Origin of the sequence: Rhodococcus sp. IEGM 1406, from assembly GCF_030056745.1 — a bacterium.
Taxonomy (GTDB): domain Bacteria; phylum Actinomycetota; class Actinomycetes; order Mycobacteriales; family Mycobacteriaceae; genus Rhodococcus_F; species Rhodococcus_F erythropolis.
Window position 1 is genome coordinate 1 of record NZ_JASHKO010000010.1, and the last position, 22,430, is coordinate 22,430.

3 protein-coding genes are annotated in these 22,430 nt (G+C 63.2%); all 3 read right to left on the minus strand.

The genetic code is table 11. The features are described from left to right. On the minus strand, positions 1-3,271 hold a 3,271-nt coding region (locus tag QM596_RS29435; protein WP_283310585.1), incomplete at its 3' end, for a non-ribosomal peptide synthetase. Positions 3,272-3,528: 257 nt separating this feature from the next. After that, complete coding sequence (locus QM596_RS29440) at positions 3,529-17,277, minus strand: non-ribosomal peptide synthetase (RefSeq protein ID WP_283310586.1); 13,749 nt, start codon at positions 17,275-17,277, stop codon at positions 3,529-3,531. 89 nt (positions 17,278-17,366) lie between these two features. Next, a partial coding sequence (locus QM596_RS29445) for a non-ribosomal peptide synthetase (protein ID WP_283310587.1) occupies positions 17,367-22,430 on the minus strand: 5,064 nt, incomplete at its 5' end.

Below are 22,430 nucleotides of genomic sequence, written 5' to 3' on the forward strand. Positions count from 1 at the left end.
ACGACTCGAGCACCAACGCGCGCTCAGGCGCCGTCATGACCTCGACGTCACCGACCGCTGAACCGGGATCTGCGACCATCGCGCGCAGTATGCGGACAAACCGATCGGTGAAGGCGGACACGGTCGAGGCATCGAACAGATCCGTGGCGTAGAGCCAGGACAGCACGATCCCTGCGGCATCCCCCGACTCGTTTTCCCGTGGAGCTGCGGTCAATTGCAAATCGAACTTCGCGATGTCGACGCCCGCGTCGAATCCGGAGACACGCAGTCCGGGCAATTCCAGTGCGTCGTCGGCCATGTTCTGGAAGAACAGCGCAACTTGGAACAACGGGTGGTGCGCTTGGGATCGTGCCGGGTCGAGCACTTCGACAAGCCGCTCGAATGGCACATCGGCGTTGGCAAAAGCTCCCAGATCGATGTCACGCACATGGTCGAACAAATCGGAGAAGCTTGCTCCTGGATTCACGGCCGTGCGTAACACCAGGGTGTTTACGAACATGCCGATCAGATCGTCGAGTTCGGGTTCCCCTCGTCCAGAGATTGGTGAACCGATCGCCACGTCACCGCTGCCGCTCGACCTTGCCAACAGGACCGCCAGCGCCGCATGGACGACCATGAACAGTGACACGTTGTGGTCAAGTGCGAGTTGCTCCAGGGCACTGTGCAATTCAGCGTCCACGTCCGAACGGTGGACGCCGCCTCTGGTGGAGAGAATTGAGGGTCGTGGACGGTCGGCCGGGAGTTCGATCTTCTCCGGCAGGTCTCGCAAGGTCGTCTTCCAGTACGCGAGCTGCTCGGACATCAACGATGTCGGATCGGAATCCACGCCGAGAACCTCACGCTGCCACATCGCGAAGTCTGCGTACTGCACCGGCAGCGGTGTCCACTCCGGACTCCGGCCGTCCACACGCGCAAGGTAGGCGAACGCAACGTCCCGAACCAACGGCGCTACGGAAACGCCGTCCGCTGAAATGTGGTGAACGACCATCGCCAGGACGTACTCGGACGGATCCGTCTGGAAGAGCTTGACCCGCAACGGAACTGCCGAGCTGACGTCGAATCCGGCGGTAACGAGAGTCAACAGTTCGCCGAGAAGTGCCGAATCGGCCAACGGAACGGGATCGAGGTCGATGTCTGCGGTCGATTCCGGCAGAATTTGCTGATAGCCCACACCGTCGATTCCTGGGTAGACAGTACGAAGGACTTCGTGCCGAGCTAGGACGTCACCGACCGCTGAGGCGAGCGCAACCGTGTCAAGCTCACCACTCAGGCGGAGGACGATCGGAATGTTGTTGACAGCAGATTCGGAATCGAACTGGCTCAGGAACCACATCCGTTGCTGCGCCAGCGACAACGGCACATGTTCCGGACGAATCACCGGCGCAAGCTGTACTCTGACGGACCCCTCCGCCTCGGCTTCGATTCGGGCAGCCAATGCTTCGACCGTCGATACCTCGAAGAGGGTTTTCACCTGAATGCGTGTCCCGAACGCAGCTCCGAGACGTCCAGCCAGCCTTGCTGCAACAAGTGAGTTGCCGCCGAGTTCGAAGAAATCGTCTTCGGCACCGACCCTCTCGACTCCGAGCAGGTCGACGAAGGCCGCTGCCACGAGTACCTGTGCAGGCGTTGATGGTTCGCGGTACGCACGCGAGATGAAGATCGGCTCGGGAAGGCTGTCGGTGTCCAACTTACCCACTGGGGTGAGAGGAATCCGGTCGATGACCATGATCGATGCAGGCACCATGTGGCGCGGAAGAACGGCCCGAGCGCTGGCGGTCAACGAGTCTGGGTCCAGGTCGACGTCGGCATTCGCCATGACATACGACACCAGCGCGGCGTCACCTGAGGAACCGGTGATCGCGACGGTGGCGACGAAGTCGACTCCGGGTTGGGCGGCAAGGACGGCATCGATCTCGCCCAGTTCGATCCGGAAGCCGCGAATCTTGACCTGTGAGTCCCCCCGCCCGAGATATTCGAGGTCGCGCTCACCACCGGTCTGATCGGTGGCTCCGCCATCGCCGCCGGTGCGGATCCACCGCACGGTATCGCCGGTCCGGTAGAGCCGCTCCCCGGCGCCGCCGAACGGATTTGCGACAAAACTTGCCGCAGTAGTTGCGGACAGGCCGTTGTACCCGCGGGCAAGGTGGGTGCCCGACAGGTAGAGTTCGCCGGCGGTTCCGGTGGCGACCGGCTGAAGTCGAGAATCGAGGACGAACACGCCGACACCACGGACGGGACCACCGATCGTCACGGGACGATCGACGGTCAACTCGGCGATGTTGCTGGCGACGGTGGCTTCCGTGGGTCCGTATGCGTTGAAGAACCGTCGGCCGGGCGCCCAGGTGGACAGCAGCGCGGGTGAACACGCTTCACCGCCAACGACCACCACCGCGAGATTGTCGAACTGGTGGGCGCCGTCAAGGGAAATCGAACCCAGCGCTGCCGGGGTCACAAACGCGTGCGTGATCTTTTCCGACACCAGGAGTTCCGCGAGTTCGTCGCCGCCGAACATGTCCGGACGCGCGATCACCATCGTCGAGCCTGCACCGACGGCGAGCAGCAGTTCGAGCACGGAAGCGTCGAAACTCGGCGAAGCAAAATGCAGTGTCCGCGACGTAGAGGTGAGCGCATACCGTTCGACCTGTTCCGCACACAGGTCTGAAAGCCCGGCGTGGGTGACGACGACGCCCTTGGGCCGTCCTGTCGACCCCGAGGTGTAGATCACGTATGCCGGATGATCCACGCGAAGGGTTCGAACGCGTTCGGTATACGAGACCGGATCCGGGGAGATACCGGACAACTCGGCCGTCAACACGTCGCCGTCCACTTCCAGCCATTGGACGCTGCGAGGGCGGTCGATAGCGTACGCGGCCGTGGTCAGCCCTATCGAGGCTGCAGAATCGGTGATCATGTGTTCGACGCGGTCCGCAGGATAGCTGGGATCGACCGGCACGAAAGCTGCGCCGGTCTTGGCCACCGCCCACACCGCACAGACCGACTCGACGGAGCGGGGAATCGACACCGCCACCCGGTCCTCCGGCCCGATTCCGCGGCTGATGAGCAACCGAGCCAGACGCGAGGACAGCGCGTCCACTTCGGCATAAGTGAGGGTTTGCCCCCCGAATGTGATCGCCGGTGCTGCTGGGTTGAGGTCCACTGCAGCTGCGAGTAACTGAGGCAGCAATGGCACCCGCGCGCGCCTGGTGCGTGCCGGTCGTTCGTTCCTGCCGGCGCGAGATGTCTTCCGCCGGGTCGCGTCGTCAGTACTCATACGACCGCCACCTGCGGTCGAACGGTGTGTACGGAGACCCAACGCTGCATCGAGCAACTCACCTTCGCGTCATACTTCTGAACTGTCACTACCGGTCTGTCCAGACTGGACGCCGGGGAACCCACAATTGCATCAGTGGGTTCCCCCAACACATCCAACCCCTACCGCCCATTGTTACAGCCGGTAACACCGATCCGGGCAACGGCACGATCACCTATGAATTCGGCCACTGGCACGGTCGCCGACGAAGCCCGATCTCACCACCCGAGTAGTTCGCCCGTTGCGAGGACGTACTCGAGATCGGGTAAGTCGGTTCGGTCGACGGCCGAGCGGACCTCGTCCGGAAGCACCACATGCGTCACCCAGTCGTCAGCAAGTGAGTCTTCGATTGCCTCGTCGTCACCGAGAATGACGACAGCCGCTCCGGCTGACGCCGCCAGGAGGACCGCGACCGAGTGCTCCGGCGAGCCGACCGCGCCGGCGAATGCCAACCTCGACTCGAAGTCGACGGAATACCGCTTACGCAGCTCCGCCAGAGAGTCCGACAGGTCGCCGTACGTCAGCACTCGGTCACCGTCGACGATCGCCGGATCGTCCGCCATTGTCGACCGAGCGCGATCGACGTAGCTGATCGGACGATCCGACATCGTCGCCAGCCGAGACTCGATCTCCGGTGACGTCAAGAGCAGCGTCGAGGTGTCGGAGTCATTCGACAGGGTCAGGCTTGCCGGATCCGACGGATGCGCCCCGGTAAAGGCTGCGCCGGCCTTCACCACAGACCAGTAGGCGATCACGGCATCGACACCACCACCGATGGAGATCGCAGTGCCGGGACCTGCACCTTCCTCGATGAGCAGGCGAGCCAGACGCGAAGACTTCGCGTCGAGTGCCGCGTAAGCGGTCTCCTCGCCGTCTGTTACCACCGCAGGCGCGTCCGGGTCGCTTTCCACGACGGAGGCGAGCAACTGAGGCAGCAACGTCGTGCTCGCGACTGCGCTGGCTTCGCGAACGCCGCCGGCGACCTCGGACTTCTCCATGTCGGTCAGCAGATCGAGATCGCCGACCTGCCTGGTCGGATCGTCGGTGACCTGCTCGAGTACACGAACGAACCGCTGTGCGAACGACTCGACCGTGGTCTTGTCGAACAGGTCCTCGGAATACAGCCACAGGCCGGAGAGTCCGAGGCCGTCCGCTGCGGTGGTCAGGGTGAGCTGAAGGTCGAACTTCGTGGTCAGGACTCCGCTGTCGACGGCGCCTATGGTCAGGTCTGCCAATGCAAACTCGGTCTGGGCGGTCGGTTCCAGCGACAGGACGATTTGGAACAGGCCCCCCGCCCGAGGCGGCAGCGCCTCCACGATTTCCTCGTAAGGAACATCGGCTTCGCCGAACGCGGCCAGGTCGACGTCGCGCACATGCGAAACGAGATCCTCGAAGCGTGCACCGGCATCGACCGTGGTGCGAAGCGCGAGTGTGTTGACGAACATACCGACGAGATCGTCGAGGGCGCGCTCGCCCCTGCCGCCGACAGCGGTACCGATCGCGAAGTCGGAGCCTCCACCCAACCTCGAGATCAGGACCGCCAGTGCGGCGTGGATTGTCATGAACACCGTGGCGTTCTTCGCTCGGGCGATGTCGCTCAGTCGCGAGTGGACATCAGCGTCGACGGTGAACTGGACGGCCCCCGCTGCGGCGGACTGCACCACGGGACGCGGTCGGTCTGTCGGCAAGCCGACATCGGTAGGCAGATCGTCGAGCGCTGTGCGCCAGAAGTCGAGTTGGCGCGCGGCGATCGTTCCCGCGTCATCTACCGATCCCAGTACGTCGCGTTGCCACAGCGCGAAGTCTGCGTACTGCACTTGGAGTGGGCTCCACGATGGTGCACTGCCCCGGGTACGCGCTTCGTAGGCCACCATCACGTCGCGGGCCAGTGGCCCCATCGACTGCCCGTCGGCCGCGATGTGATGCGCGACGAGTACGAACACGTACTGATCTTCTCCGATCTGGAGAAGATCAGTACGTACCGGAACCTCCGATGACACATCGAATCCGGCGGTCGTCGATTCGACGACCTTCGTGTACATCTGCGCGCCGTCGTGGACCGCTGTCGGTTCCCCGAACATGGGCACGAGGTCGGCGCCGACGATCCGCTGCACCGGCCCCAGCCCGTCGGACGGGTAAAGCGTTCGCAGTGACTCGTGGCGCGAAATCACGTCACGCAGAGCAAATTTCAGCGCATCGACGTCCAACTGCCCGGCCAGACGCAGCGCCATCGGGATGTTGTAGGTCGAGGCGTCGGTGTCCATCTGGTTGAGCACCCACATACGCTGCTGCGCCAGAGACAGCGGAATGCGCTCGGGGCGATCTTGGGCAACGAGCTGCTTTCGCGAACCGGTTCCGACGTGGACTTCGATCGCGCTCGCGAGTTCTTCGACTGTCCGGGTGTCGAACAGAGTCCGTACGGGGACTGTGGCGTCGAGGGATCGGCTCAGTCGTGCCGCCGCCCGGGTCGCGATCAATGAGTTACCACCGAGTTCGAAGAACTCGTCGTCGAGTCCGACCTGAGGAACCTCCAGCAATTCGGCGAATACCGTCGCCACGGCCTTCTCGGTGTCGGACACCGGCGCTCGATATTCGGCGGAAGCGAAGACGGGTGCAGGCAGCCGAGCGGAGTCGAGCTTCCCGTTCACCGTGAGGGGCAAGGCGTCCAACAACACTGTCGCGTCGGGAACCATGTAGCCGGTGAGGAAGTCGGCCGCACTTGTGCTGACCGTGCTCGCGTCGAGGTCCGAACCGGCCTCGGGCACGACGTACGCGATGAGCCGATCGCCCAGATCTGCGTCCTTGCGGACGACGGCCACGGCACGGGCGACACCACCGACTCGGAGCAGGGCCGTCTCGACCTCGCCGAGTTCGATCCGGAAACCTCGAAGCTGAACCTGCGAATCGGAACGCCCCAGGTATTCGAGCTGGCCGGCGCGGTTCCAGCGCGCCACATCGCCGCTTCGGTACATCGACTCGCCGTGTGATGCAAACGGATTCGCGACGAACCGCCCGGACGTCAATCCACTCTGCCCCAGATACCCGCGTGCCAGTTGTCCGCCGGCGACGTAGATCTCGCCGGCCGTGCCGATCGCAGCGGGCTGCAAACGGTCGTCGAGTACGTACACCCGAAGGCCGTCGAGTGGTCGACCTATCAACGACGCCGTCGCGGTCTCCGCGCTCGCACGATCGAGCGGGAGATAAGAGACGTGCACCGTGGTCTCGGTGATTCCGTACATGTTGACCAGTTGCGGCGAGTCGTCCGGATGACGGTCGTACCACCGGGTCAGCTGTGCGAGGTCGAGTGCCTCGCCACCGAAGATCACGTACCGGAGCGCAAGATCCGACGCGGTACCGTCCGATCCTCCGGAAACACGGTCCGCCTCCGCAAGCTGGTAGAAAGCCGACGGAGTCTGATTGAGCACCGTGACGCCCTCGGTGGTCAGCAATTGTCTGAACTGGTCTGGCGAACGCGACGTCTCGAAGTCGACGACCACGAGTACACCGCCGTGAATGAGCGGACCCCACAGCTCCCACACCGAGAAGTCGAATGCGTAGCTGTGGAACAAAGTCCACACATCCGAGGAATCGAATGCGAATTCCGTCTGCGCGTTGGCGAACAACTCCACAACGTTCCGATGAGTGACCGCAACACCTTTGGGGCGGCCGGTAGATCCTGATGTGTAGATGACGTACGCCAGGTCTCTCGAACGCAAAGGCCGCACGCGGTCTGCGTCGGTCACGGGGCGGGAGTCGGCTGCGGCGTCCCGGGGCGAGACAGAAGGGCAGGGCAGTTCCCGCAGCGAATCCGGAGCGACGATCGCACACACCGGAGACGCGTCGGCAAGGGTATATGCGATCCGCTCATCCGGATAGCTCGGATCGATCGGCAGATACGCGGCACCAGACTTGACGACGGCGAGCAGCGCCACGACCAGATCGACCGATCGCGGCAAGAGGACCGCTACCAGGTCCTCGGATCCGACTCCCGAGTCGATCAGCGTGCGGGCCAGACAGTTTGCGCGGGAATCGATGTCCCGATACGTCAATCGCTCGTCTCCGAAGACCACCGCAATCTCGTTCGGTGATCGGGTCACCTGTGCATCGAACAGTCCGGCCAGAGTGGTCGAGTCGTCGACGACCGCCCCGGGCGTGGCCCACCCTTCGAGTATCGTCCGGCGTTCGTCCTCACCGAGAATGTCGATGTCGCCGACTGCATTTGACGAATTGGCGACGACGGATGTCAGCACGGCGTTCAGTCGTGACTCGAGGCCTGCAATCGTCGATTCGTCGTAGAGATCGGTGGCGTAGGTGACGGCGAAGGTGAGCCCGCCCGCCTGAGCCGGAGTCTCCCAGACCGTGAACTGCAGGTCGAACTTTGCCAACGTCGGCGCAATGTCGACACCGGAAATGCTCAGGCCCGGAATCTCTACGGATCCGTGCGCACCCTGACCGAGATTCTGGAACGAAAAGCCCACCTGGAAAAGCGGATTACGCGCCTGCGACCGTTCGGGGTCCAGTGCTTCCACCAGACGCTCGAACGGAACGTCAGCGTTCTCGAAACCGGCCAAATCGGTGTCCCGTACCTTCGACAGGAGTGCAGTGAACGACTCGCCCGGGTCGACCTCGGTCCGCAGGACCAAAGTGTTGACGAACATGCCGATCAGATCATCGAGAGCCTGTTCACCTCGTCCGGCCGCTGGTGTACCGATCACGATGTCGGCGGTGCCGGACAGCTTCGCCAGCAGGACGGCCAGCGCACTGTGCAGAACCATGAAGAGTGACACATTATGTTCTCGCGCAACATGATTCAATGATTCGTGCATGGCCGCTTCGATATCGAAGCAGTACTCGGCACCGGAGTGTGAAGCGACTCGCGGACGCGGCCGATCCGACGGCAGGGTCAGTTCGACGGGCAATCCGTCCAGTTGCGACTTCCAGTATTCCATCTGTTTCGAGATCAACGATCCCTGATCGGACTCGACACCGAGTACCCGGCGCTGCCACAGCGCGAAGTCCGCGAATTGGATCGGTAGCGGCTTCCACGTCGGAGCGATTCCCTGCGACCTCGCGGCGTACGCCGAGACGACGTCCCGGACCAGCGGCCCCATCGAAAAGCCGTCACCGCTGATGTGATGGATGGCGAACACCAGAACGTACTGCGAGTCGGCAAGATCGAACAAACGTGCCCGGACCGGCACGTCTGCAGTGACATCGAATCCGGCGAGTACGTATTCCGCCACCCGGTCGGTGACGACGGACTCGTGGATACGTACTGGCGACAGATCAGGCAGTGCATCCGCGGTGTCGAGGACTCGCTGGTATCCGATACCGTCGACTTCCGGATATGTGGTCCTGAGAATCTCATGTCGCTCGAACAGATCACGAAGAGCTGCCTGCATGGCCTCGATGTCGAGATCCCCCGTCAACCGGATCGCGATCGGAATGTTGTCCACTCCGGACGCCGAATCGAATCGGTTCAGGAACCACATGCGCTGCTGCGCGATCGACAGCGGAACCAACTCAGGGCGCTCCTGTGGTTCGAGCGGCGGACGGCCGCCCCGCCCCACGAGCACGTCGATTCGCGCCGCGAGCGACTCCACTGTCGATGCATCGAACAGGATGCGGACCGGCACAGTGGTGTCGAGTGCATGCCCGAGTCGAGCGACGATCTGCGTCGCGATCAGTGAATTACCGCCCAGCGCAAAGAAGTCGTCGTCCAAGCCGACCTGCCCGATACCGAGGAGGTCGGCGAAAATACGCGCAACTTCGACCTCGACCACAGATTCGGGTTCCCGGAAGACCGCGATCTCGACCTCAGGATCGCGCAGTTGCTTCCGGTCGAGTTTTCCCGAGGCGTTGAGCGGCAGTTCGTCCAGAACAACATGTGCCGTGGGCACCATGTATGACGGAAGATGTTTCCCCAGTATCGATTCCAGTTCCAGCCAATCGATCAGAGACTCACCGGCCGCCGTCAGGTACGCGACCAGTTGATCGTTCCGGACGGCAACCACCACCGAACCGACCGACGGATGATCACGCAGGATCGACTCGATCTCCCCCAGCTCGATGCGTAGTCCGCGTAGCTTGACCTGAAAGTCGGTACGTCCGATGTATACCAATTCACCCGACGCATTCCATCGCACCAGGTCTCCGGTCCGATACAGGCGTGAGCCGGCAGGTCCGAACGGATCGGCGACAAACCGGTCCGCGGTGAGGTCCGGCCGAGCCACGTACCCCCGGGCCAACTGCACTCCCGCGAGGTAGAGCTCGCCCGCGACCCCGACGGGCACCGGATGCAGTCGTGAGTCGAGTACCAGAACGCGTGTGTTCCAGACCGGCGCGCCGATCGGCATGGTGGTGGTGTCGGCGTCCGTCACCTCATGGAAGGTGACGTCGACCGCGGCCTCCGTCGGTCCGTACAGATTGTGCAGTTCAGTTCCGGGAAGAACCGTCCGGAACTGCGCGGCCACCTGCGGGGCGAGCGCCTCACCCGAGGCGAAGACTCGGGTGAGGGTAGAAGACCTCGTGACAACCGTATCCGCGAGGAACACTTCCAACATCGACGGCACGAAGTGAATGGTGGTCACTCGTTCGGACGCGATCAGCGCGGCCAGATAGGCCGGATCTCGGTGGCCGTCGACGGCAGCGATCGCCAGTCGAGCTCCGACTTGCAACGGCCAGAAGAACTCCCACACGGAGACATCGAAGGTAAAGGGAGTCTTCTGGAGGACCACGTCGTCGCCGAGGAGGCTGTACTCGGCCTGCATCCAGATCAGCCGGTTGACGATCGCGCGGTGTGACACCGCAACGCCCTTCGGTTTGCCCGTCGACCCGGAGGTGAAGATCACGTACGCCGTGTTCTCCCCTCGCAGCGGGCCGAGGCGGTCCGCGTCGGTGACCGGTGCGTCGGAACAACCGGACAGGTCTACGGTATCGATCCTGACTACCAGCACTCCCTCAGCGTCGAATCCATCTCTCTCTGTGGTCAACACACAGATCGGAGCTGCAGTCGACACGACGTATTCGTTGCGCTCGACGGGCTGATCGGGGTCGATGGGCAGATAGCCGCCGCCGGCCTTGACTACCGCGTACATCGCCACCAGCAAATCGAAGCTTCGGCGAATGGCCAAGCCGACCAGGGTATCCGGGCCGACGCCTTCCGACACGAGTTTGCGGGCGAGTTGATTGACCCGCCGGTCGAATTCGAGATACGTCAGCTGATGCCCATCGAAGGTCAGCGCGATCGAATGGGGCGAGCGGACGACCTGTTCATCGAACAGATCCACCAGCGTCACATCGCGAACATCGTGACCGGTGCTGTTCCAGCGCTCGACGACCAGCCCCAGATCGGAGTCGCCGACGACGTCGACGTCCCCGACCGGCCCAGCGGGGGCAGCCGCGACCGCCGAGAGAGTCGCGGTCAGATACTGGACGAAGGAGGCCACCGTCTTACGGTCGAACAGATCCGTTGCGTAAGTGAAGAGTCCACGGAGTTCACCGTCATGCTCGGTGATCGTCAATTGCAGATCGAATTTCGCCACGGACGCATCGACGTCGAGGGCCGATACCGTGACGCCGTCGATGTCGGCCGATTCGTCGCTGCCCTGGGCGACGTTCTGGAACGTGAGCATGACCTGGAACAGCGGATTGCGTGACTGCGATCGTTCCGGGTTGATGATTTCGACGAGGCGCTCGAACGGCACGTCGGCATGCGCGAACGCTTGCAGGTCCGACTCACGCGTGCTGCGAAGCAATTCCGTGAACGACAGCGACAGATCGACGTTCGTCCGCAACACGAGTGTGTTGACGAACATTCCGATCACATCGTCGAGTTCCTGCTCACCACGCCCCGCGACCGGAGTACCGATCACGATGTCGGAGGTGCCGGACAGGCGCGCCAGCATCACGGCGAATGCACTGTGCACGACCATGAATCGCGAAGCCTGATGCTCACGCGCAATTCGGTCGAGGGAATCGACGACGCCCTGCTCGATGGCAAATTGGTACTCTGCACCACCGTTCGTTGCTACGGCTGGACGTGGCCGATCGGTCGGCAGGTCCAGCTGATCCGGGATTCCCGCGAGCCGGCTCTTCCAGTAGTTGACCTGGCCCGAGATGATCGAGTGCGGATCGTCCTCGCTGCCGAGCACCTCACGCTGCCACAGGGTGTAGTCGACGAACTGGACAGCCAGCGGCGACCAGGACGGCGCACGCCCGTGCGATCGCGCCGCATACGCTGTCACCACGTCACGTACCAACGGCACCATCGAGAAACCGTCTCCGCTGATGTGATGGACGACGAAGACAAGCACGTACTCATCGTCGGCAAGTTGGAAGAGCGCGGTACGGAGAGGGATCTCGACCGTGACGTCGAATCCGGGCTGGATCAGCTCCCGCACACGGAGTTCCACAGCCTCGGCCGGAACTCGAACCGGTGACAGATCGAGATCGACTGCCGCCGAACCGAGAACCTGCTGGTAACCGACGCCGTCGATCTCGGGATAGATCGTGCGTAGGCTTTCGTGACGGTCGATCAGGTCCCGCACGGCCCCCGCAAGAGCCGCCGTGTTCAACGGACCGGTCAACCGCACGGCGACCGGAATGTTGTCGACCCCGGATTCCGGCTCGAACCGGTTGAGGAACCACATTCGCTGCTGCGCCAACGACAGCGGGACTCGCTCGGGACGCTCCTGCGGGACGAGAGGCATCCGCCCCGCGTCGCCGGTGTGAGTGCTCAGTCGTGCGGCCAGGGCCTCGACCGTCGACACGTCGAACAGCAGTCGTACCGGCACTACGGTGTCCAAGGACTGACCGAGCCGTGAGACAACTCGCGTGGCAATCAACGAGTTGCCACCGAGTTCGAAGAAGTCGTCGTCGAGACCGACCTGAGCTACACCCAGAACATCCGAAAAGATCTGGGCCACAGTTTCTTCGACCACAGTGGTCGGAGAGCGGTATGACAGTGTCGCGAACGTCGGCTCGGGCAGGGCCCGCCGATCGACCTTTCCGTTGGCGTTCAATGGAACCGTCTCGATCGCCACGAACGCGGACGGCACCATGTAGTCAGGCAGACGCGCCGCGACGGTCGAACGTATCGCCGCGATGTCGACGTCGGCCCCGTGTGCTGGTACCAGATAAGCCACCAGGCGGTCTCCGACCAGGCTGTCCTTGTGTACCACCACGACAGCAGCCGATACCGAATCGAGTGCCACCAGGGCCCCTTCGATCTCGCCGAGTTCGATTCGGAGTCCACGGATTTTGACCTGGAAGTCGGTGCGGCCCAGATAGTCCAGCTCTCCCGAACCGTTCCACCGGACCTGATCTCCGGTACGGTACAGCCGCGAGCCTGCCGACCCGAACGGATTCGCCACGAACCTCTCGGCAGTAAGGTCGAAGCGTCCGCCGTATCCGCGGCTGACTCCCACACCTCCCACGTAAAGCTCACCGACCACTCCGGCCGGGACCAGCTGCAGGCGCGAATCCAGCACGTAGAGTTCGATATTCGGAATTGGAATCCCGATGGGGACTCCGTTGACGTCTCCCGGTGCCGCCTCCTGGAAGGACACTACGTCGGAGGCCTCAGTGGGGCCGTAACTGTTGACGACGCGCACACCGGCGGCCATCAGATCTTTGAGCCGACCAACCTGAATGGGCTCACCACCGAGGAACACGACGTCGAGAGATTCGAGGACGCCGTCCACGTCGGCATCGACCAGTGCATCAAATGCACTCGGCGACATGTTCGCGACCTGGACGTCGTCGTCGGAGACGGCGCGAAGGATCTCGGCGGGGTCGAACCCCGCTGCGGCGACGTGAACACTGCCACCGCTGGTAAGCGGTCCCCACACATTCTTCTGCGTGAGATCGAAACTCGGTGACGACGCAACGACCACACCAGCGGCGTCCGGAAGTTCGGATCGGTACCAGGCTGTCGTATTCTCGATGCCCGCCATCGGTACGACCGTGGGCTTGGGCCGACCCGTCGAACCAGAGGTCGAGATGACGTATCCCACGCGCTCACCTGCGCCCCGCTCACGCCAATGGTCCACCCATTCCGGAACAGAATCGCCGGATTCCGCCCCATCAGTGCTCTCGACCCGCAGCACCGGGAGCGCCGTCTGGACGCCGCCGGACGCGATCACCACGCGGGCACTGGTGTCTTCGAGCAATGTATTCACGCGCTCGGTCGGCAACGTGGGATCGATTGGTGTGTAACCGGCGCCGGTCTTCCACACCGCGAGCATTGCCACTACCCACTGCCACGACCTGGGCAGCACCAGCGCAACCACGTCGTCCGCTCCCACACCCGCAGCGAGCAAGTCCTGAGAGAGCACCGACGACCGCGCATCGAGTTCCCCGTAGGTGAGGGTCCGATCATCGGCCACGACGGCAACCGTCGACCGGTCGCGACTGACATGCCGGGCAAAGAGTGCAAGTGGCGATCTGTCGCCGATCGACACACGCTGCCCCACCGACCAGTCGAGCACGCGGGCTGCCTCGCCGGCGCCGAACAGATCGATCTCGCCGACGAGAACGGCCGGATCGGCAGCGACCGCACCGAGCAATACGGACAGCCTGGAACCGAACGTCTCGATGGTCGAGGCATCGAAAAGGTCACGTGCATAATCGATGACGACTGACAGCCCGCCGACCTCGATGTCTTCCCACACCGTGAACTGGAGGTCGAACTTGGCGACTGCGGACTCGAGCTCGAAACCGCTTACCTCGAGGCCGCCGAGCGTTGCGCCACTTTGTGTTTTCTGGCCGAGATTCTGGAACGCGAGCATCACCTGGAACAGCGGATTGTGTGCCTGCGAGCGTGCCGGGTCGAGCACCTCTACCAGGCGCTCGAACGGGACGTCAGCGTTACCGAATGCATCGAGGTCTGCAATCCGTGCCTGGTTCACCAGCTCGTCGAATGTACTTGCCGGATTGATCTCGGTACGCAGCACCAGGGTGTTGACGAACATGCCGATGACGTCGTCGAGTGCGCGATCGCCACGACCCGCCACCGGGGTGCCGATCGCGATGTCAGTGGTTCCGGACAAACGCGCCAACAGCACGGCGATTGCGCTGTGCAATACCATGAACACCGTGGCCTTGTTCGCCTGCGCAATCGACTCGAGGCGCGCGAGTACGTCCGCACCGATAGTCATCGTGTGCGACGCTCCGCGATAACTCGCGACGGGCGGGCGGGGTCGATCCATCGGCAGGTCTAGCCGCTCGGGGAGCCCGTCGAGCTGCTGTGTCCAGTAATCGATCTGGCGCGATATCACCGATTCCGCGTCGTGCTCGCTGCCGAGGACTGTTCGCTGCCAGATCGAGAAGTCTGCATATTGCACGTCCAGCGGCGTGAATTCGGGTGCGCTGCCAGCCGCCCGACTCGCGTAAGCGGTCACGACGTCGCGCACCAAGGGGCCCATCGAGAAGCCGTCACCACTGATGTGGTGGACGACGAATACAAGGACGTATTCCGACGCGGCCACCTGGAAGAGCTTGACCCGCAACGGCACCTGTGAGGTGACGTCGAATCCCCCGGTGATCTCCGTGATGACACGCTCGGTGATCTCGGATTCGGCCACAGCGACCGGCGACAGATCGAGCTCCACGTCGGAGACGGTCAAGATCTGCTGGTAGCCGACGCCGTCGACCTCCGGGTACACAGTACGCAGGCTCTCGTGCCGCTCGACGAGATCATCGATCGCCGAACGGAGCGCAGCGGCATCGAGCATTCCGGTCAGCCGGAGAACGACTGGGATGTGATCGACTGCCGAAGTCGAGTCGAAGCGGTTGAGGAACCACATACGCTGCTGCGCAAGCGAAAGCGGGATCCGGTCGGGACGTTCCTGTGCAACGAGAGGAGCCTTCGTACCGCGGCCAGCAGAATCGCCTACGAGAGAAGCTAATTCGGATACCGTCGGAGCATCGAAGAAAGCTCGCATGTCGAGTTCCACGCCGAGTTCGGCGTTCGCGCGCGCCACCACTCGCGTCGCGAGCAGTGAATTGCCCCCGAGGTCGAAGAACCCGTCGTCTATGCCGAGATCGTCGCGGCCGAGCAAGTCGGCAAAGATCGCTATCAACGTCTTCTCGACCGGGGTGCTCGGTGCGCGGTATTCGACAACCTGCGCTGTGAACTCGGGCGCCGGCAGCGCCTTGCGGTCCAGCTTGCCACTGGCATTGAGCGGAAACGCCTCGAGTTCGACAAACAGCGACGGCACCATGTAGTCCGGCAGGCGTCCACCCAATTCACGTGCAAGAGCGTCGGTGTCGAGCACAACTCCCGATGCGGGAACCACGTATGCCACCAGATTGTCGCCCAAAGCCGCATCGGAGTGGACGAGAACGGCCGCCTGTGCGATTGCATCGTTGTCGAGTAGCGCTGATTCGATTTCGCCGAGTTCGATGCGCAGTCCCCGCAGCTTCACCTGGAAGTCGGTGCGGCCGAGGTACTCGAGCAGGCGGTCGGCGCCGGCACCGCGCCATCGGACCAGGTCGCCGGTTCGGTACATGCGCTCGCCGTCCGAGGTGGAATGCGCGACGAACCGATCCGCCGTCAGATCGGGGCGGGAGACATACCCTCTGGCCAGCTGGACCCCCGCGAGGTAAAGCTCGCCGGGGACGCCGGGAGGTACCGGACGCAGTGCGTCGTCGAGGACGAGTAGCTCTGTTTCGGCGACAGCACGGCCGATCGGAATGGAGACCTCGTCCTGCGGTCCGGTTGCGTAGTACGTGACGTCGACGGCTGCCTCGGTCGGTCCGTACAGATTGTGCAGTTCCGCGGTGCTGACGTCGCGCAGCCGCGCGGCGGTCTGGGCGGGAAGCGCTTCACCCGAGGCAAAAACGTAACGTAGCGAGGTGATCTCGGAAGCGCGCGGTTCAGCGACGAAGACCGCGAGCATCGAGGGGACAAAATGTACAACGGTGACGCCGTACTCGATCATCGTCGCTGCGACGTAGGCCGGATCACGATGCCCGTCCGGCTTCGCGATCACGAGGCAAGCGCCGACCTGCAACGGCCAGAAGAACTCCCACACTGACACGTCGAACGTAAACGGCGTCTTCTGCAGGATGACGTCTTCGTCGGTGAAGGGGTATTCGCTCTGCCTCCATCGGAGGTTGGCGACGATTGCCTCGTGTGACACACCGACGCCCTTGGGCCTGCCGGTCGAACCCGACGTGAAGATCACGTACGCAAGATTGTCGGTGCGCAGCGGTGACAGCCGGTCACCGTCGGCAAGCGGCGCGCCTGAGTGCGCCGAGACATCGATGTCATCGATCCGCAGTACATCGACGTTTTCGGGAATGCCGACCGCGTCCACTGACGTCGTCAGCACGAGGACGGGCGCGGCGACGTCGATCACATACGCCAGACGCTCAGCGGGATGGTCGGGATCGAGTGGTACGTACGCACCACCGGCCTTGACGATCGCGTACATCGCAACCAGCAGTTCGACGGACCGACGGATACCCAGGCCGACGAGTGTGTCCGGTCCGACGCCACGGGCGACGAGCTCGCGGGCGAGCTGATTGACCCGGCGATCGAATTCCGCGTAGGTCGACGCCGTGGAGCCGAAACGAAGGGCGACGGCATCGGGGGTACGCGCGACCTGCTCCTCGAACAGACTTACGAGAGTCGACTCGACGACCGACGGAGCCTCGAAAGCAACGACGGAAGTCGCGTCGGCGATGAGCGCACCGACGACGGATTCGAGGCCACCCTCTCGTGTGGCGAGCAACTCCGGCAGCAGCGTGGAGATCACGACGGGTACGAGTGCGTCCGGGCCGAGCGCACCACCCATCGCGGAGTCGAGTGTGGTCAGTTCCGAGTGCAACCGTTCGTAGGTGACCTCGGCGTCTGCATGAACAAGCGCTGTCCGGTCGGGCTCCGCCTCGGCTACTGCAGCGATCAATCTCGGCAGGTCTTCGATCGTCAGCGACTGTGGTCCCGGCATACCGACGGACATCAACACTTCCTCCAACTGACGACAGCACGGCGCAGATCCAACGCACGACTGGTCGTACAGATCAACGCCCATGGGGCAAATACTGCATATTACCCGTCCGTACCGGAACCCTTCCTCAGCGTGGCCTGCGCGTCAGTTATCAAAGACTCGACGAGCGAGGTAATACCGTCGGCGCCCAGTGCCGGAAGAATGCCCGGAACCAGACCGTTCAGCGAAACCGAGACCAACGCGTCGGCAGTGAGCGCCGCACCCATCGTCTGCTTCATCACAGCCAGTTTTTCGGCCAGCTGTGTGAAGGTCACCACCGTGTCTCCGTGTGTGAAGGCAACCTCCGTCGGATCTGCTGCGGCGGCCGCTGCTGCGAGGTCCGGAAGGTCCGCGGCCGTTTTCGGCTCGGCTGCCTCGATCAGCGCGCGTTCGAAGTCCGTCACGATGTCGATGGTCCGCAGAACCACCGTCGGATCTGCGGCAACGGCGTCGACCACGGCCCGCAACCTGGCTGCGAACAGTTCCATGGTTGCGGCGTCGTACAGATCGGTTGCATAGGTGAATCGCATCCGGATATCGGACAGCGCTCCGTGCTCGTCGAACTCCTCGATTCCGGTGAGCTGCAGGTCGAACATCGCCGAGTCGAATCCGTCGTCCACCGCCGACAGTTCGAGCCCTGGCAGCGCAAACGTGCCAAGTGCCATGTTCTGGAACGTCAGCATCACCTGGAACAGCGGTGAGTATGCCTGTGAGCGCTCACGGCCGACCTGCTCGACCAGACGCTCGAAGGGCACGTCTGCGTTTCCGAACGCCGCGAGGTCCTTCTCCTTCACCTGCTGCAGCAGGTCGACAAACGTGGTTGCCGGTTTCACCTGCGTGCGCAACACCAGCGTGTTGACGAACATACCGACCAGGTCGTCGAGGACTCGCTCGCCGCGGCCCGCCACCGGTGTACCGATCGCGATGTCGTTCGAGCCGCTGAGCTTGGACAGCAGCACCGAGAACGCGGCATGCACGACCATGAACACGGTCGAGTTCTGCTCGCGCGCGATTTCCGCGATTCGACGCGTGGAGTCGGCGCCGAGAGTGAACAGGAAGTCCGCACCCTTCATCGACTGCGTCGGCGGACGAGGACGGTCCGTCGGCAGTTCCAGAAGTTCGGGAACGCCGGCGAGTTCCTGCGTCCAGTAGGCAAGCTGCGTCGACAGTTCACTGTCCGGATCGCCCTCGGAACCCAGAACGTCGCGCTGCCATAACGTGTAATCCGCGTACTGGACTTCGAGCGGAGCCCATTCGGGTGCCGCTCCCCCGGTACGCGCCGTGTACGCGACCATCGTGTCTCGGATCATCGGCGCCATCGAGAACGCGTCGCCGCTGATGTGGTGGACCACCACGATCAGGACATGCTCGGTGGGCGTGATCTGGAAAAGGCGAACGCGCAGCGGAACACCGGCAGTGACGTCGAAGCCCTGACCGACGACCTTCGCGACCTCGGCCCCAATCGTGTCTTCGCCGACATACAGCACGGCCATGTCGACAACGGCTGCCGACTTCGACTGAATCGACTGCGTCGGGCCGTCCCCGAGATCGGGATAGAACGTCCGCAGGATCTCGTGGCGAGCAACAAGGTCGGAGACGGCCGACTGCAATGCTGCGACGTCGAGATCGCCGGACATCCGGATCGCGACCGGGATGTTGTACGCGGCAGACCTGCGGTCGATCTGGTTGAGAACCCACATCCGCTGCTGAGCGAGCGACAACGGAATCTGCGACGGCCGTTCCTGCGCCACCAACTGTGCCCGCGAACCTGAACCGGCATGTTCGAGCACCCGCGACGCCAGCAGTCCGACAGTCGACGCTTCGAAGATGATCCGCACCGGAATCTGGGCGTCAAGTGCCTGACCCAACCTGGCCACGACCTGTGTGGCGATCAGCGAGTTTCCGCCGAGATCGAAGAAGTCGTCGTCCAACCCGACTCGTGGAACGCCCAGGACTTCGGCAAACACCGAGGCCACGATCTCTTCGACCGGATTGCTCGGGGCACGGAACTCCGTTGCCTCGAATTCGGGTTCCGGCAGCGCCTTTCGATCGATCTTGCCGTTGATGTTGAGCGGCAATTCGCTCAGCACCATCAACGCCGACGGCACCATGTAACTCGGCAACTCGCGGACGAGTTCCGCCTTCACGCTGTCGACGTCGACGGTGGCCCCGGCCTGCGGAACGAGGTACCCGACCAGTCGATCCCCCAGTCGCGGATCGGTTTTCGCGACGACAACCGCGGCGTCCACGGACTCAGCAGCTCTGATAACAGCTTCGATCTCACCAAGTTCGATGCGGTAGCCGCGGATCTTCACCTGGAAGTCGGCACGATCGACGTACTCGAGTTCACCGCCACTGCGCCAGACAACGAGGTCGCCGGTGCGGTACAGACGTGTGCCCGGTTCTCCGAAGGTGTTGGCGACAAAGCGTTCCGACGTCAGGTCGGCGCGGCCGTGATAACCGCGAGCCAACTGGGTTCCGGCTAGGTACAGCTCACCGGTGACTCCGACCGGAACGGGATGCAGTCGCTCGTCGAGCACGTAGACCTGCGTATTCCATTCCGGGGCACCGATCGAGACCGACGAGGTGTCGCTCTCGTCCACATCGTGCGCGGTCACTGACACCGCAGCCTCGGTCGGACCGTACAGATTGACGAGTGCCGCGTCGGACATTTTGCGGAACTCTGCCGCCGTTGCCGCGGGCAAGGCCTCACCGATGGCAAGGACACGCTCGAGCGACTGCGGAAGAGTGCCGTCTGCTGCGGCCGTCAGCATCGAGAGCATGGACGGCACCGCGTGCAGCGTCGTCACCTTCTCCTGAGCGATGAGCGCCAGCATGTACTCGGCGTCCTTGTGGCCGTCCGGGTCGGCGATGACCAGGCGGGACCCGGATGTCAACGCGGACCAGAACTCCCAGACCGAGAGGTCGAACGTCGCTGCAGTCTTGAGCAACATTGCGTCGGTCTGGTCGAGACCGTAGCGATCACGCTTCCACAGAAGCTGATTGACGATCGCGGCGTGGGACAGCGCCACACCCTTCGGCTTGCCGGTCGATCCCGACGTGAAGATCACGTACGCGGTATTCGCCGAACGAAGCGGTGCGGTCCGCTCGTCGCCGCGCACCGGCGCTCCGGAGACGCGCGACAGATCGAGGGTGTCGATGAGAAGAACATTGTCGATCCCCGCGAGCGACGGTGCGTCGTTCTCGTTGCTGAGCACGCAGACCGGCGCGGCCATCTCGAGGACGTACCCGGTGCGATCGGCCGGATGATCCGGATCGATCGGAACATAACCGCCGCCTGCCTTGGCAACGGCGTACATGCCGATCACCAGGTCGATGGAGCGTCGCATTCCCAATGCCACCAACGACTCCGGACCGACACCCAGTTCGATCAGGTGACGGGCGAGCCGGTTGACCTTGTCGTCGAACTCCACATACGTCAGCGATTCGAGCCCGTGCACCAACGCGACGGAATCACCGTGAGCGGCAACCTGCTGATCGAACAGATCGACCAGTGTCGCCTCGGCGTCGAGTACTTGCTCCGTTGCATTCCATTCCTGCAGAACCTGATTCGACTCACGCGGATCGAGCACGTCGATGTCGCCGACCACGATCGACGGATCGGCAACCACCGCTGCCAGAACGGTGTTGAACCGATCAGCAAAGGACTGGACTGTCGACTCGTCGAAAAGGTCGTGCGCGTAGCTGAATACGGCCGAGATGCCGGAGGCAACACCACGCTCGTCGTAATTGTCACCGACGATCAACTGCAGATCGAACTGAGCGACACCGTTGTCGATCTCGAGGCCCTTGACGGTGAGGCCAGGCAGTTCCAGGCTTGCCTGTTCCATGTTCTGGAAAAGGAAGCCCACCTGGTAGAGCGGGTGCCGAGCAGTCGAACGTGCGGGGTTGAGAACTTCGACCAGTCGCTCGAACGGAACATCTGCATGCGCAAAGGCCTGCAGGTCGTTCTCGCGCACGCGGGCAAGTAGTTCCGTGAAACTGTCGGAACCGTCGACGTGTGTCCGGAATACCAGGGTATTGACGAACATGCCGATCAGATCGTCGAGCGCACGCTCACCGCGGCCAGCGATCGGGGTGCCAACGGCGATGTCGTCGGTGCCGGAAAGGCGCGCTAACAGAATCGCAAATGCCGCGTGCGTGACCATGAACAGGGTGGTCCCGTGCTCACGGGCCAGCGCCGACAGGCCCTGATGCACTGTTGCGTCGATCTCGAACTGAAGGTAGCCACCGCGGTACGACTGCGCGGCGGGACGCAGACGGTCCGTCGGCAGGTCCAGCTGATCCGGCAGCCCGGCCAAAGCTTGGCTCCAGTAGGCGACCTGCTCGGACGACACGGATTCCGGGTCTTCCTCGCTACCCAGCACCTCGCGCTGCCACAGGCTGTAATCGGCGTACTGCACGTCCAGCGGGGCCCAACCCGGCGCCGTTCCCTGCGCCCGTGCCGCGTAGGCCATGACGAGATCGCGGGCGAACGGAGTAGTCGAGGAGCCGTCCGCGGCAATGTGGTGCACCACGACGGCGAGGACGTACTCGTTCTCGGCTACCTGGAACAACCGAATCCGCAGCGGGATTTCGGCCGTCACGTCGAACCTCGTCGACGCCAATTCGACCAGCTTGCCGACAATCTCGGCTTCCGTGACACTCTCGACGTTCAATTCCACCGGCGTATGTCCTACCGGTTCGATGACCTGGACCGGTCCCGAATCGGTTTCCGGATACACAGTGCGCAGGGTTTCGTGGCGGGCAACGACGTCGCCGATCGCCGCACGCATCGCGCCCAGATCGAGTTCACCGCTCAGCCGCAGTGCAAACGGCATGTTGTAGGCACCTGCCGAGCCGTCGAAGCGGTTGAGGAACCACATACGCTGCTGCGCAAGAGAAAGCGGAATCTCTTCCGGTCGATCCTGAGCTGTCAGCGCAAGGCGGCTTCCTTCACCGACGTGTGATTCGAGACGTGCGGCAAGTTCCTGGACGGTGGACGCTTCGAACAGAAGGCGGACCGGTACGGCCGTCTCGAGTTCTTCGGCGATGCGCATGACAACCCGAGTCGCGATGAGGGAGTTGCCACCCAACTCGAAGAAATCATCATCCAACCCCACCCG

Bases quoted from the DNA above. Each gene is read 5' to 3' on its own strand.
- QM596_RS29440 (WP_283310586.1), bottom strand. From the start codon at position 17,277: ATGTCCGTCGGTATGCCGGGACCACAGTCGCTGACGATCGAAGACCTG.